The following is a 14,574-nucleotide window of genomic DNA, read 5'->3' as shown; positions in this document are numbered from 1 at the left end:
CGCTTATGCTCCCACGCGCAGGTCGCGGCGAGCGTTGAGGTAATCGGCGGCGGTGATCGCCTTGCCGCCTTCACGCTGCAGCACGCGCAGGCGCAATGCGCCTTGGCCACAGGCGATGTCGATGCCATCACGGCTGGCGGCCAGCACCGTACCCGGTGCCTGGCCGTGGTCCGCCTCCAGCGCCACCGCGCCATGGATGCGCACGCGTTCGCCGGCCAGCGTCGCCTCGGCGATCGGCCACGGATTGAAGGCGCGCACGGTGCGCGCCAGCGCGCCCGCGTCCTGCGCCCAGTCCAGCTTCGCTTCGGCCTTGTCCAGCTTGTGCGCGTAGGTCACGCCCTGTTCCGGCTGCGGCCGCGCGATCGGCTTGATGCCGGCACGCAGCAGGCCCAGACCATCGGACAGCACCTGCGCTCCCAGTTCCGCCAGCTTGTCGTGCAGCTGGCCACCGGTATCGGTGGCAGCGATCGGCAGTTCCTGGTGCAGCAGCACCGGGCCGGTATCCAATCCGGCCTCCATCTGCATGAGGCAGACGCCGGTTTTCGCATCGCCGGCCTGGATCGCACGCTGGATCGGCGCGGCACCGCGCCAGCGCGGCAGCAGCGAGGCATGCACATTCCAGCAGCCGTGGGTCGGAATGGCCAGCACCGCCTTGGGCAGGATCAGGCCGTAGGCCACCACCACCATCAGGTCCGGCTGCAGGTCGCGAAGCTGCTGCTGGGCCGCCTCGTCCTTCAGCGACTCGGGCTGGTAGACCGGGATGCCACGGGCCACCGCTTCCAGCTTGACCGGCGACGGCGCCAGGCCACGGCCACGCCCGGCCGGACGATCAGGCTGGGTGTAGACGGCCACGACCTCATGATGGCGCGCAGCCGCGCGCAGCGATGACACCGCGAATTCCGGCGTACCGGCAAAGACAATCCTCATGGCTACCCCACTTGCAGGATGGATTCGTGCAGGAAAGAAAACGGCGCCGTCGGCCGGCGCCGTACAGCCCGCGCGTGCCGCGCAGGCGCGGGCCACCCGAAGGGCGGCCCGGATTGGCGATCACGCCACGTGCTTGCGCTGCTTGGCCAGCTTCTTGCGCACCATCTCGCGCTTGAGCGGCGACAGATAGTCGATGAACAGCTTGCCGTCCAGGTGATCCATCTCGTGCTGGATGCAGGTGGCCAGCACTTCGCCGGCTTCCAGCTGCTGTTCCTGGCCATTGCGGTCCAGGTACTTCACGGTGATGGTATCGGCACGGGTCACGTCGGCGAAGATGCCCGGAACCGACAGGCAGCCTTCCTGGTACACCCGGCCCCCGTCCCTGGCGACGATTTCCGGGTTGATGAACACATGCGGTTCATTCTTTTCTTCGCTGACGTCGATGACCATGAAGCGCTTGTGCACGTCCACCTGGGTGGCGGCCAGGCCGATGCCCGGGGCGTCGTACATGGTCAGGAACATGTTGTCGATCAGTTCCTGGAAGGCCGGCGTGGTGACTTCGGCAGCTTCGATCAACGCAGCCTTGGTACGCAGGCGCGGATCGGGGAACTCGAGAATGGGGAGAAGGGCCATGGCTGTTTCCGGATAGGGGGCCGGCACGCCGGCATACGTCGCAGATTCTAGCTCCAACGCTTGCCTTGCGCCCCGGTTTCTGGACTATAGTGCGCGGACCTGTTGGGGAATCAGGGCTTCACACCTATGTTGCTTCGTTTTCGTACGGTCGTCGCCGCGGCGATGCTGACCGTGGCTGCCTATGCTACCGCCGTGGAAGTGAATGGCGGGCACCCGGACACCTATGTGGTCCGAAAAGGGGATACGTTGTGGGATATCGCCGCACGTTTCCTGCAGAAGCCGTGGCTGTGGCCGGAGATCTGGCAGGCCAATCCGCAGATCGCCAATCCGCACCTGATCTATCCCGGTGACGTGCTCAGCCTGGCCTATCTGGACCGGGTCACCGTGGCGGCCCAGCCCGGCCCGCGCCAGGAGGCCCCGATCGACGCCATTCCGCTGGCCCAGGTCGAGCCGTTCCTGAAGCAGCTGAGCGTGGTCGACAGCATCGAGCAGCTGCCCGCCGTTGTCGGCCTGGAAGAGGAACGCCTGCGCGTTACCGGCGGCAACACCGCCTATGTGCGCCTGGCCGATGCCCAGCTGGGCCAGCGCTGGGCCGTGGTGCGCCCGACCGTGCGCTATGCCCAGCCCAAGCCGACCGAAGACCTGACCGCAAACGGCGATGTCACGCCGGGCAGTGGCAACCTCTGGAAAGCCTACAACGCGCCCAACGCGCGCCGCGGCGTGCTCGGCTACGAGCTGGCCCAGGTCGCCACAGGCACCATCACCCGGGTCGCTGGCGGCAAGGTCGAGGCCTCCACGCTGGCGCTGGACAAGGACCTGGGCGGCCGTGAAGTGCGTGCCGGCGACCGCCTCGTGCCGGTCGAGGCCCGTCCGTACGACCTGCAGTTCGTGCCGCATGTACCGGCGGCCAGCGTCGAGGGCGTCGACGTGCGCGTGCTGGCGGTGACCGACATGTTCACTGCCGGTGGCCCGCGCGACGTGATCGCGATCTCGGCAGGGCGCGCCCAGGGCGTGGACAATGGCACCGTGTTCTCGCTGTGGCGGCCGGGCCGCCATGTGACGGACCGCATGAAGTACCCGACCTCGTCGCGTATGGACGATGCCCTCAGCGGCAACGTGGGCCGGGTTGCGCTGCCGGATGAGTACGCCGCGCACGCGATGGTGTTCCGCACCTTCGACAACGTCAGCTACGCACTGGTGATGCAGGGCGTGAAGCCGGTGCGCGTGGGTTACAACGCACTGCATCCGGACGCGAAGTAACGGTTGCCGGGCTGCCCCGACCACCGCAGGTCGTGCCGGCCGCTGGCCGGCAGGCATCTCCGGCAAAGTCTGACAGCCGCATGCGAAGGCGCCCTAGGGCGCCTTTGTTGTATGCGCCCGATAGTGGGGGGATGACCAACCAAGCTGACGAGGCGCTGCTGCGCCTGTTGATGGCAGGCGGCGCGCTGGCGCCCCGGCGGGCCCTGCTGCAGGCCGCAGGCAGCGCGGAGATCGCCATCGCGCAGGGCGCCGCGAACTGGCGCGCGCACGGCTGTACGCCAGAGCAGTGCGCCGCACTGGAACGCCCGGATGCCCGGGCCTGGGCGGTGGCACGGCGCTGGCTGGAAGACGACAACCAGCACCTGCTGGCCTTTACCGATCCGGCATTCCCTCCGCCCCTGCAGGATGTCCCCAACCCACCCCTGGCGCTGTTCATCGCCGGCGACCCCAGTCTGGCCTGGCGCCCGTCGGTGGCGCTGGTCGGCAGCCGCTCGCCGACGCCGGGCGGACGCGCGCTGGCCGCGCGCTTTGCCGGCTGCTTCGTCGAAGCCGGGCTGGCGGTTACCAGTGGCCTGGCGGCGGGCATCGACGCGGCCGCGCATCAGGCCACGCTGGACGCCGGTGGCTGCACCGTGGCGGTCATCGGCACCGGCCCGGACCGTGCCTACCCGGACGGCCACGCACGGCTGCAAGCCCGGATCGCCACCGATGGCGCGGTGCTCAGCGAGTACCTGCCCGGAACGCCGGCACGCCCCGGCCACTTCCCCGCCCGCAACCGGCTGGTGGCCGGGTTGGCGCTGGCGACGGTGGTGGTCGAGGCCGCCCAGCGCTCGGGTGCCCTGATCACCGCACGCCTGGCTGCCGAGGCCGGCCGCGAGGTCTGCGCCCTGCCCGGCTCGGTACTCAATCCACGCGCGGCGGGCTGCCATCGGCTGATCCGTGAGGGTGCTGCACTGGTCGAGCGCCCGGAGGAGGTCCTTGAACTGCTGGCCCCCGCCCTTCGCCAGCAGCTGCCGGGCTTGCAATCACGGTTGGCCACCCCCACTGAACAGGCACCGCCGGTACTCCTGCCGGCGCGCTGGGCCGACGACCCTGACTACCAGTGCTTGTGGCGGGCCCTGGACCACAACCCAAGCGGTATGGATTCACTGATCACACGCTGTGGATTGACGGCGCCCCAGGTGTCCTCCATGCTGCTGGCCATGGAACTGGCGGGAATCGTGGTGTGCGTACACGGCCGCTACTGTCGAACTCCCTAGTTTCTTCACCTCCACAGCGTCGCGCGACGCAGGCCGAGGGGCAATGAAAGAGAGCATCCTGGATGTACTGCTGTACCTGTTTGAACACTATTTCAGCGAAGATGCGGACCTGATCCGTGACCGCGATTCGCTCCAGAACGGCCTGATCCAGGCCGGTTTCAGCCCAACCGAGATCAACAAGGCATTCGACTGGCTCGATGCCCTGGCCGCGCAGCGGCCGAGCGTGGCCCAGGCGCGGGTCGATGGCCCCGTGCGCGTCTACCACGGCCCCGAGCTGGACAAGCTGGACGTGGAATGCCGCGGTTTCCTGCTGTACCTGGAACAGCACGGCATCCTCGACGCCGACCAGCGTGAACTGGTGCTGGACCGGGCGATGGCCCTGGACCAGGACGAACTGGACCTGGACGACCTGAAGTGGGTCGTCCTGATGGTGCTGTTCAACCAGCCCGGCTCCGAGGCGGCGTATGCCTGGATGGAGACGCAGATGTTCATGGACGAGCCAGAACCCCTGCACTGACCGTACACTTGGGGGCATAGCGCATTCAGGAGCGTCCCCGTGAGCGAGTGGTTCCATGCAGAAGGCAACCGGCAGCAGGGTCCGCTGCCGGCGGAACAGTTGGTCGAGTTGTTCCGCAACAACCAGATCTCCCTGGACACCCTGGTCTGGCGCGACGGCCTGCCGCAATGGCAGCCGTTGCGCACCGTGGTCGACGAACTCGGCCTGATCGTGCCGGCGCTGGACGCTGCCGCCCCCCCCGTGGAACCCGAGCCCGAACCGGAACCGGTGGCTCCGCCTCCGCCGCAGCCGCCGATGCTGCCGCCATCCACGCCCTACACCACCAGTGCATCGGCCACCGCCCTGCCGCCCCCGAAGAAGAAGCTGTCCGGCTGTGCCCTGACCGCCATCATCGGCGGCGGCCTGCTGTTGGTGCTGGTACCGATCGTGGCCATCCTGGCCGCCATCGCGCTGCCTGCCTACAACGACTACACCGTGCGCGCCAAGGTCGCCGGCGCCGTGACCGCACTGCAGCCGTTGAAGGACCAGGTGCAGCACTTCGCCGATGACGAAGGCCGGTGCCCCGGTGCCAACGACGCCGGCTTCCCGGCCCCGGGCGACTTCACCCAGGCCGGCCTGTCGGCGGTGAACATCGGCCGCTTCAACAACGGCCACTGCGGCATCGAGGCCACCCTGGCCGTACCCGGCAAGAAACCCGATGGCGACCTGTTGTGGCTGGAATACGATCGCGACAGCGGCCGTTGGGAATGCAGCGGCGAAAGCGACGACAAGTACCTGCCGCCGTCGTGCCGCGGCTGAACCGCGCGCGCACCGGCACCTCCAAGGACGACCCAACAGGGAACATGCAATGACTGAGTGGTACTACGCCGAAGGACAGCAACGCCAGGGCCCGCTGCCGGTCCAGGAGATCCGCCAGCGCTTCCAGCGCGGCCAACTGAACCTGGACACCTTGGTCTGGCGCGAAGGCATGGCGCAGTGGGCTGCGCTGCGCCAGGTGGTCGACGAACTCGGACTGCAGACGCTGGCCGACGCCAGCACGGCCACCAGCAGCGGCGGCTTCGACCTGCGTGGCGACTATGCCGCCATCGACAACGGCAGCGCCCCCCTGCCGGGCACCGGCGCGCTCAGCAGCTCGCCCTACAGCGCCCCGGCAGCGGCCGGTGCCGCAGGCCATGCCCAGCCGGTGATGGGTGGCGAAGTGGTCTACGCGGGCTTCTGGAAGCGCGTGGCCGCCTACATGATCGACTACTTCGTGCTGGTCATCCCCGGCAGCATCATCGGCGCCATCCTCGGCGTGGTGCTCGGCGCCAGCATGGGCGCGATAGGCAGCGGCGAATCGGCCATCGAAGTGGTCGCCCAGCTGTCCAGCGCGCTGATCAACTTCGCCATCGGCATGGCGTACTACACCTGGTTCCATGCCTCGAAGGGCGGTGCCACGCTGGGCAAGATGGCGGTCGGCATCAAGGTCGTGCGCAGCAATGGCGAACGCCTGACCAAGGCCCGCGCATTTGGTCGCTACTGGGCCATGCTGCTGAGCAGCTTCACCCTCGGCATCGGCTTCCTGATGGCGGCGTTCACCGAGCGCAAGCAGGGCCTGCACGACATGATCTGCGACACCCTGGTGGTCGACCGCTGGGCCTACACCGACCAGCCGCAGCTGCAGCGCCGGGAGCTGGGAACGGTCACCGTGCTGGTGCTGGTGCTGACCGGCCTGCTGTCGCTGGTGGGCCTGGCCCTGCTGGTGTTCGCAGTCGGCTTCATCGCCAAGATGGCCTCCTGAACGGCCATCCTCACGCCTCGCTGCTTGACACGGGCTGTCCGGGCGTGATTCCTCTAATAAGGTGAAACTGAACGCCCGGCACATTACCGGGCGTTCAGTTTATGGATTTGCCCGTGGCCGCTTCACTAATGCGGCCGTTTGCTCCACCCTAGCGGCCCCTTCCTCCGGTTCGCCCACAGACCTTCCCGACATGCCCAAGCACCTGCTCATCGTCGAATCGCCGGCCAAGGCCAAGACGATCAACAAATACCTCGGCAAGGACTACACGGTCCTGGCCTCGTATGGGCATGTGCGTGACCTGATTCCGAAGGAAGGCGCGGTCGACCCGGACAACGGGTTCGCCATGCACTACGACGTGATCGACAAGAACGAGAAACACGTCGATGCGATCGCCAAGGCCGCCAAGGGCGCCGACGACATCCTGCTGGCGACCGACCCGGATCGCGAGGGTGAAGCGATCAGCTGGCATATCGCCGAGATCCTGAAGGAACGCGGGCTGGTCAAGGACAAGCCGATGCAGCGCGTGGTGTTCACCGAGATCACCCCGCGCGCCATCAAGGAAGCGATCAGCCAGCCGCGCGCGATCGCCAGTGACCTGGTCGATGCCCAGCAGGCACGCCGCGCGCTGGACTACCTGGTCGGCTTCAACCTGTCGCCGGTGTTGTGGCGCAAGGTCCAGCGCGGCCTGTCCGCCGGCCGCGTGCAGAGCCCGGCGCTGCGCATGATCGTCGAGCGCGAGGAAGAGATCGAAGCCTTCATCGCCCGCGAGTACTGGTCGATCGCCGCCGAGTGCGCGCACCCGTCGCAGCACTTCAACGCCAAGCTGATCAAGCTGGACGGGCAGAAGTTCGAGCAGTTCACCATCACCGATGGCGACACCGCTGAAGCGGCGCGCATGCGCATCCAGCAGGCCGCGCAGGGTTCGCTGCACGTCACCGACGTGGCCAGCAAGGAGCGCAAGCGCCGCCCGGCGCCGCCGTTCACCACTTCCACCCTGCAGCAGGAAGCCTCGCGCAAGCTCGGCTTCACCACCCGCAAGACCATGCAGGTGGCACAGAAGCTGTATGAAGGCGTGGCGATTGGCGACGAAGGCACCGTCGGCCTGATCTCGTACATGCGTACCGACTCGGTGAACCTGTCGCAGGACGCGCTGGCCGAGATCCGCGATGTGATCGCCCGCGACTACGGCATCGCCTCGCTGCCGGACCAGCCGAACACCTACCAGACCAAGTCGAAGAACGCCCAGGAAGCGCACGAAGCGGTGCGGCCGACCTCGGCGCTGCGCACGCCTGCGCAGGTCGCGCGCTACCTGACCGATGACGAGCGCAAGCTGTACGAGCTGATCTGGAAGCGCGCGGTGGCCTGCCAGATGATTCCGGCCACGCTCAACACCGTCAGCGTCGACCTCTCCGCCGGCAGCGAACACGTGTTCCGTGCCAGCGGCACCACCGTGGTGGTGCCCGGCTTCCTGGCCGTGTACGAAGAAGGCAAGGACAACAAGAGCGCCGAGGACGAGGACGAAGGCCGCAAGCTGCCGGCGATGAAGCCCGGCGACCGCGTGCCGCTGGAACGCATCCAGGCCGAACAGCATTTCACCCAGCCGCCGCCGCGCTACACCGAAGCGGCGCTGGTGAAGGCGCTGGAAGAGTACGGCATCGGCCGTCCCTCGACCTACGCCTCCATCATCCAGACCCTGCTGTTCCGCAAGTACGTGGAAATGGAAGGCCGCAGCTTCCGCCCGTCCGACGTCGGCCGTGCGGTGTCCAAGTTCCTGTCCAGCCACTTCACCCGGTACGTGGACTACGACTTCACCGCCAAGCTCGAAGACGAGCTCGACGCCGTCTCGCGTGGCGAAGAAGAGTGGATCCCGCTGATGGCCCGCTTCTGGGAGCCGTTCAAGGAGCTGGTGGAAGACAAGAAGGAATCGGTCGACCGTGCCGAGGCCAGTGGCGCGCGCGAGCTCGGCACCGACCCGAAGACCGGCAAGCCGGTCAGCGTGCGGCTGGGCCGCTTCGGGCCCTACGCGGCCATCGGCAGCACCGCCGAGGACGCCGAGGAGAAGCCCAAGTTCGCCTCGCTGCGCCCTGGGCAGTCGATGCACACCATCTCGCTGGAAGACGCGCTGGAACTGTTCCTGATGCCGCGCGCGCTGGGCGAGGACAACGGCGAGCCGGTCAGCGTCGGCATTGGTCGCTTCGGCCCGTTCGCCAAGCGTGGCAGCACCTATGCCTCGCTGAAGAAGGAAGACGACCCGTACACCATCGACCTGGCCCGCGCCGTGTTCCTGATCGAAGAGAAGGAAGAGATCGCGCGCAACCGGATCATCAAGGAGTTCGAGGGCAGCGACATCCAGGTGCTGAACGGCCGCTTCGGCCCGTACATCAGCGATGGCAAGATGAACGGCAAGATCCCCAAGGATCGCGAACCGGCATCGCTGACCCTGGCCGAAGTGCAACAGCTGATGGAAGAAACCGGCAAGCCGGTGCGCAAGGGCTTCGGCGCCAAGAAAGCCGCTGCGAAGAAGGCACCGGCCAAGAAGGCGGCGGTGAAGAAGGAAGCCGCGCCGAAGAAGGCCGCTGCAAAGAAAGCGCCTGCCAAGAAGGCCCCGGCCAAGAAAGCGGTGAAGAAAGCTGCCGCGAAGAAGGCCCCGGCGAAGAAGGCCGCTGCAAAGAAGTAGATCCACGCCACGCGTGGGTGAGGTGGCAAGGTGTGCGGACCAACGGTCCGCACCCACCACCCCTTCTGCACGCAGCAGGGAGATAATGGAGGCCCACGCCGGGCCGGTCGCCGCCATGAAAGAACTCACCCTGGACTCTGCTGTCGCCACGCTCCGCGCGGGCGGCGTGATCGCCTACCCCACCGAAGCGGTCTGGGGCCTGGGCTGTGATCCCTCGCACGAAGCGGCGGTGCACATGGTGCTGCGGCTGAAGCAGCGCCCGATCGAGAAAGGTATGATCCTGGTCGCGGCCGAACTGGCGCAGCTGGAAGGCTGGGTGCGCCTGCAGGCGCTGCCCGACGCCCGCCAACGCGCCGTGCTGGCCAGCTGGCCCGGCGCAAACACCTGGATCCTTCCCGCCGGCCCGCGCGCGCAGCCCTGGGTCACCGGTGAACACAGTGGTATCGCGGTACGCATCAGCGCGCACCCGCTGGTGGCCGAACTCTGCCGCGCCTGGGGCGGGCCGCTGGTCTCCACCAGCGCCAACCTGGCCGGAGAACCACCGGCACGCAGCCGCGAAGAGCTGGACCCGCGCCTGCTACGCCTGCTCGACGGCATCCTCGATGGGCAGACCGGTGGCCTGGCCCAACCCACCCCGATCCGCGACGCGCTCAGCGGCAACGTGCTGCGCTCCTGAGCCGGCGATTGCGCTGCTGCGGACAATCACGCACCCTGCCGCCATGACCCTGCTGCGCGCCACCCTCAGCCTGTGCCTGCTGCTGCCGTGGGCGGCGCCCGCCGCCGACGACGTGCGGGTGTACCGCTGCGTTGCCAGCAACGGGGCCGTTGCCCTGCAGGACACGCCCTGCAACAGCGGCCGCCAGCAGGTGCGCGACCTGCAGCGCCCGCGCGATCCCGCTCCACGCGTGGTGCGCAGTGATGCCACGCCTCCGCCGCCCAGCGAAACCCCGGTCATCCGCGAGCGCGAAGTCCGCCACGTCTACATCCAGCCGCCGCAGCCGATGTACGAGTGCGTGAGCGAAGACGGCCAACGCTATACCAGCGACAACAACGAAGGCAATCCGCGTTGGGTACCGTTGTGGACCAGCGTCTGGCTGCCACACGGTCATCGTGGCCCGGCCTACCCTGGACCACGCCCGGCCATCGGCACGCCGATCGGCGAAGGCGCAGGTTATCGCCCCCCTTCGATCGGCATGGGCGTGCAGGTTCCGGCCGGCAGCGTGCTGGTCCGCGACAGCTGCCATGCGTTGCCGCCGCAGGAAGTCTGCGCGCGCCTGCGCGACCGTCGCTGGGAACTTGACCGGCGCTACAACAGCGCACTGCAGAGCGAACGCACCGCCATCAGCAACGAACAGCGCGGCATCGATGCGCGCCTGTCGCGCGATTGCGAACGCTGAGCGCAGCACGCCGTCGCAGCCTGTACGCTGTGCGCATGAACCGAGTGATCTGGCTGCTCCTGGTGCTGCTGCCCGCAAGCACGTTGGCCGAAGAGGGCGTGATCTACCGCTGTACCTCCAGCAGCAGTGACGTCCCCACCCTGCAGCGCACGCCGTGCCCCACCGGCAGCAAGCAGCAGCTGCTGCGCATACCCGACCCGGCCAACACGCAGCCGGCGGCCGCTGCACCGGTGACCGCCGACCCTGCACCCGCCCCCGTCGAAACACCCGCGCCGGTGCCGGCCGGACCTGCCGTCGCCCCTGCGGCGCCAGCGAAACCACGACGCGCGGACGAAGGACGCACGATCATGGAGGCAGGCATGGTCGAACACGAGGGAGACGACCAGATCCTCGACAGCGCGATGCTGCGCCGCGATGCCGAGGCCCGCACCACCGCTGGTGAAAGTCCACCGAAGCCGCCGCTTCCTCCGATCTTCCAGTGCACCGACAGCCAGGGTGGCGGCTACCTGTACGAGTACGAGGCCGCGCCCGGCCGCTGCGAGCTGATGACGGTACAGGGCCTGGGTGGAGTGACGCCGGTGAATGCTGCCAGCTGTGAAGTGGTGCGCGACCACTGCGAAGCGCTTCCCGAAGCGCAGCGTTGCGGTGGTTGGCAGCAGCGCTTCCGCGATGCCCGCGGCCGTGAGCGCTTTGCCGCGCCGGAGAACCGCGGTACCGCGCGTGGTGAACGCGAGCGGCTGCAGGGCGTGCTGGAGGCCAGCAACTGCCCGGTGCCGGGGTGACGGCGGCGGCATGGCCGCACCTGCCCATGGGGTGGATCTGTTGTAGAGCCGAGCCATGCTCGGCTGCCGTTGGCGGAATGCAGCCGAGCATGGGCTCGGCTCTACAGCAGAGCGATCAGAACCCGTAGCGCAGGAAACCCCCATCCACCGCGATGCACTCGCCGGTGACATAGCTGGCCGCCGGCAGGCACAGGAAGCCGACGGCCGCGGCCACTTCCTCCGGCTCGCCAATGCGGCGCATCGGCGTGCGGTTGATCACTTCCTCGTAGTAATCCGGGTCCGACAACGGGCCGGACGTGCGCCGCGTGCGGATGTACCACGGCGCCACCGCATTGACCCGGATGCCATCCTCGGCCCACTCCACTGCCAGGTTGCGGGTCATCTGATGCATCGCCGCCTTGGTCATGCCGTAGACCACACCGCTGCGCACGTGGGTCAGGCCGGACACGCTGCCGACGTTGACGATGGACGACGACGCGTGGCGGGCCAGCAGCGGATGCGCGTAGCGCGACAGCTCGAACGCCGAGAACAGGTTGGTCTCGAAGATCTGCCGCCATTCGTCCTCGGAGTACTCCGTTGCCGCCTTGGTGACGTTGCCGCCGGCATTGTTGACCAGGATGTGCAGGCCATCGCTGTGGTCCTCCACCCAGTCCAGGATCTGGCGGCGGTCCTCGTCGTCGGAAACATCGGCGGCCAGCGCATTCACCTGCATCTGCGGATACACATCCAGCAGTTCGTCGCGCGCAGTCTCCAGCATGTCGATATCGCGGCCGACGATCATCAGGTCGGCACCGAGCCCCGCCAGTTCATGCGCGATGGCCAGGCCGATGCCGGCGCTGGCGCCGGTGATCAGGGCCGTCTGGCCGTCCAGGCGCCACCGTTGCTGGGTCATGTGTCCTCCGGGGCCGTGCCCACTGCGTTTCGATGCCGCAAGGATACGCGCTCACGGCGGCGCCCTGCCGGGGATGCGACACTGCCCGTACGCCCACCGCGGAGAGCCGCCATGCGCATCCTGATCCTGTCCACATCCGTGCTGGCCAGCCTGCTGCTGGCGGGCTGCCAGCGGCCGCCGACGCCGAACCCGGAGAAGCCACCGGCACCTCAGGCGATGGCGCGCGCGATGCATGAGCCGCTGGACCGCGCCAAGGGCGTGCAGAAAACCGTGGACGATGCCGCTGCGCGTGAGCGCAAGGCCGAGGCCGAAGCGACGCAGTGACCTGTGGGGTCAGAGCCCGTTTGCGCTGCAGAGGGATCCGGCCCCATGAACGAAAACGCCCGGCCAAGGCCGGGCGTTTTCATTCGTTACCGTTGCCGTTCAGAACCCGCAGAAGCAGTACGCCAACGCCTTCACCGGTGCGCCATTGCCCTTTTCGCGGGCCGCGTTCTCGACGAAGCGCAACTGAGTGTCCACTTCCGGCATCGTGCGTGCCAGCATCATCCGCGCCATGCCCGAATCGGACAGCATCCAGGCACCGGCGCGGCTGCCAGCGAACCCGCTGACGAACTGCGCGAACGGCGTGGCTGCCTTCTCGATGTAGCGCACGCGGTAGGCATCGGCCTTGCCGAGCTTGGCGCGACTGGCGGCATCGGCCACAGCATCCTTCAGGCCACCGAAGGCGTCGACCAGGCCACGTTCCTTGGCCTGTGCACCGCTCCACACGCGGCCACGGGCCACTTCGTCGACAGCCTCGACCGGCTTCTTGCGGGCGTCGGCGACGCGACCGGTGAAGTCGGCGTATCCCTTGTTGATCACCGTCTGGATGACCTGGCCCACCGCCGGATCCATCGGACGGGTGACATCGAAGGCACCCGCGAAACGGGTGGTGCCGACACCATCGGTATGCACGCCGATCTTGTCCAGCGCGCGGCTGAAGTTCGGCACCATGCCGAAGATGCCGATCGAACCGGTGATGGTCGACGGATCGGCATAGATGCGATCGGCATTCATGCTGATCCAGTAGCCACCGGAGGCCGCCAGGTCGCCCATCGACACCACCACCGGCTTGCCGGCGGCCTGCAGGGCCACCACTTCGCGACGGATCTGCTCGGAGGCGAACACTTCACCACCCGGCGAATTGACGCGCAGCACCACCGACTTCACGTTCTCGTCGTCACGCGCAGCACGCAGCAGCGCCGAGGTCGATTCGCCACCGATGCGGCCGGCCGGGAGATCGCCGCCGCTGATTTCGCCGGCGGCCACCACCACCGCTACCTGCGGACGGTTGTCGACCGGGTTGCGGCGCGCATCGAGCTGGCCCAGGTAGGTGCCGAAGTCGACGTTGCGGAAACCGCCATCGGCATCCTCGTCGGCCACGCCGCGCTCGATCATCAGATCCTCGAATTCCTCGCGGGTCTTCAGCGCGGTCACCAGTTTCTGCTGCAGGGCGAACTTGGCCAGGTCGCCACCGGCAGCGGCGATGCCTTCCGGCAGCGTGTCGATGCCGGCGGCCAGCTGTGCCGGGTCCAGGCGACGGGCCTTGGCGATGTCGCCCAGGTAGCGCTGCCACACGTCGTTCATCCAGAACAGGTCGGCTTCCTTGGAGGCCGGCGAGGCGGCGTCGAGCACGTACGGCTCGGCCGCGGACTTGTACTCGCCCACCTTGAACAGGTGCACGTCCACGCCCAGCTTGTCCTGCAGGCCGGTGCGGAAGTACTGGCGATAGCGGCCCAGTCCTTCGAGCACGACCGAACCCATCGGGTCCAGGTAGACCTCGTCGGCCTGCGCGGCCAGCAGGTACTGCGACTGGCCCATGCTCTCGCTGTAGGCCACCAGCTGCTTGCCGGAGGCGCGCAGATCCTGCAGCGCGGCGGCCACTTCACGCAGCGAGGCGAAGCCGGACGGCTGCAGCTTGTCCAGCTCCAGCACCACGCGCTCGATCTTCTTGTCTTCCTTGGCCGACTCGATCACCCGCAGCAGGTCACGCAACTGTATCTCTTCGGCGCCGTTGTCACCTACCGCCTTGGCCAGCGCGCGGCTGACCGGATCGGCGCTGAACTGCTCGACCAGGCGGCCTTCCGGTGCGATCACCAGGGTGGTGCGGTCCTGCAGCGACTTGCTGGCACCGGCGCCCATGCCGGCGGCAATGACGAACATCACCAGCAGCAGGAACAGCAGGCCGAAGAACACCAGGTTGAGGATCAACCTGCGGGTGAAGTTCATGACGTCCCACAGCCCGATGAAGAAACTGGCGACGGGGTTGCGACGCGCCGGGGGCAGCGGGGGCACGGGTTGATTCATGGAACGCTCCGGATGGCTTCTTGCCGTGGTGCCAGCATAGCCGGTGCCGCGTGATGCGGCATCGGACACAAGTCAGGGGATCGCCCGCCATGGGTCGGCATGGC

At 67.8% G+C, this 14,574-nt stretch carries 14 protein-coding genes; 10 read left to right on the top strand and 4 right to left on the bottom strand.

Going from position 1 to position 14,574, the window contains the following annotated elements; translation table 11 throughout:
• Positions 1-3 precede the first annotated feature (3 nt).
• Complete coding sequence (fmt, locus tag R1H25_RS00595; protein ID WP_049451463.1) at positions 4-927, bottom strand: methionyl-tRNA formyltransferase; 924 nt, start codon at positions 925-927, stop codon at positions 4-6.
• Between the two features lie 120 nt (positions 928-1,047).
• Positions 1,048-1,560, bottom strand: coding sequence for a peptide deformylase (def, locus tag R1H25_RS00590; RefSeq protein ID WP_049449044.1), 513 nt, complete (start codon positions 1,558-1,560; stop codon positions 1,048-1,050).
• A gap of 126 nt (positions 1,561-1,686) precedes the next feature.
• On the opposite strand from def, the gene R1H25_RS00585 reads away from it, so the two are divergent.
• From R1H25_RS00585 to R1H25_RS00545, 9 genes are all read left to right on the top strand, one after another.
• Positions 1,687-2,820 (top strand): LysM peptidoglycan-binding domain-containing protein, encoded by a 1,134-nt coding sequence (locus R1H25_RS00585; RefSeq protein ID WP_317222322.1) that lies wholly within the window; start codon positions 1,687-1,689, stop codon positions 2,818-2,820.
• Positions 2,821-2,951: 131 nt separating this feature from the next.
• Positions 2,952-4,079, top strand: coding sequence for a DNA-processing protein DprA (gene dprA, locus R1H25_RS00580; protein ID WP_088480061.1), 1,128 nt, complete (start codon positions 2,952-2,954; stop codon positions 4,077-4,079).
• 43 nt (positions 4,080-4,122) lie between these two features.
• Positions 4,123-4,596 (top strand): DUF494 family protein, encoded by a 474-nt coding sequence (locus tag R1H25_RS00575; protein ID WP_005411195.1) that lies wholly within the window; start codon positions 4,123-4,125, stop codon positions 4,594-4,596.
• Between the two features lie 39 nt (positions 4,597-4,635).
• Entirely contained in the window at positions 4,636-5,394 is a 759-nt protein-coding gene (locus R1H25_RS00570) for a pilin (protein ID WP_317222321.1), read from the top strand.
• Between the two features lie 49 nt (positions 5,395-5,443).
• The gene (locus tag R1H25_RS00565) at positions 5,444-6,376 is read left to right on the top strand and encodes an RDD family protein (RefSeq protein ID WP_049449036.1); all 933 of its coding nucleotides are present in this window, start codon (positions 5,444-5,446) and stop codon (positions 6,374-6,376) included.
• 190 nt (positions 6,377-6,566) lie between these two features.
• Positions 6,567-9,053, top strand: coding sequence for a DNA topoisomerase I (locus R1H25_RS00560; protein WP_317222320.1), 2,487 nt, complete (start codon positions 6,567-6,569; stop codon positions 9,051-9,053).
• 85 nt (positions 9,054-9,138) lie between these two features.
• Positions 9,139-9,729, top strand: coding sequence for a Sua5/YciO/YrdC/YwlC family protein (locus R1H25_RS00555; protein WP_080354943.1), 591 nt, complete (start codon positions 9,139-9,141; stop codon positions 9,727-9,729).
• Between the two features lie 43 nt (positions 9,730-9,772).
• A complete protein-coding gene (locus tag R1H25_RS00550; RefSeq protein WP_317222319.1) occupies positions 9,773-10,450 on the top strand; it encodes a DUF4124 domain-containing protein in 678 nt (225 codons plus the stop codon).
• 35 nt (positions 10,451-10,485) lie between these two features.
• Positions 10,486-11,232, top strand: a complete 747-nt coding sequence (locus tag R1H25_RS00545) for a hypothetical protein (RefSeq protein ID WP_317222318.1) — start codon at positions 10,486-10,488, stop codon at positions 11,230-11,232.
• A 115-nt stretch (positions 11,233-11,347) separates the two neighbouring features.
• On the opposite strand, the gene R1H25_RS00540 is transcribed toward R1H25_RS00545, so the two are convergent.
• Positions 11,348-12,124, bottom strand: a complete 777-nt coding sequence (locus R1H25_RS00540) for an SDR family oxidoreductase (RefSeq protein ID WP_317222317.1) — start codon at positions 12,122-12,124, stop codon at positions 11,348-11,350.
• A 111-nt stretch (positions 12,125-12,235) separates the two neighbouring features.
• On the opposite strand from R1H25_RS00540, the gene R1H25_RS00535 reads away from it, so the two are divergent.
• Entirely contained in the window at positions 12,236-12,448 is a 213-nt protein-coding gene (locus R1H25_RS00535; protein WP_049449022.1) for a hypothetical protein, read from the top strand.
• Positions 12,449-12,547: 99 nt separating this feature from the next.
• Here R1H25_RS00535 and sppA read toward each other — a convergent pair whose 3' ends face one another.
• Positions 12,548-14,470: a signal peptide peptidase SppA gene (gene sppA, locus R1H25_RS00530; RefSeq protein ID WP_317222316.1), complete on the bottom strand. Its 1,923-nt coding sequence runs from the start codon at positions 14,468-14,470 to the stop codon at positions 12,548-12,550.
• Positions 14,471-14,574 lie beyond the last annotated feature (104 nt).

Source organism: Stenotrophomonas veracruzanensis, assembly GCF_032911525.1.
Lineage (GTDB): Bacteria > Pseudomonadota > Gammaproteobacteria > Xanthomonadales > Xanthomonadaceae > Stenotrophomonas > Stenotrophomonas africana.
Note: the sequence above shows the minus strand (reverse complement) of the source record. Positions and strands in the feature narration are given on the sequence as shown.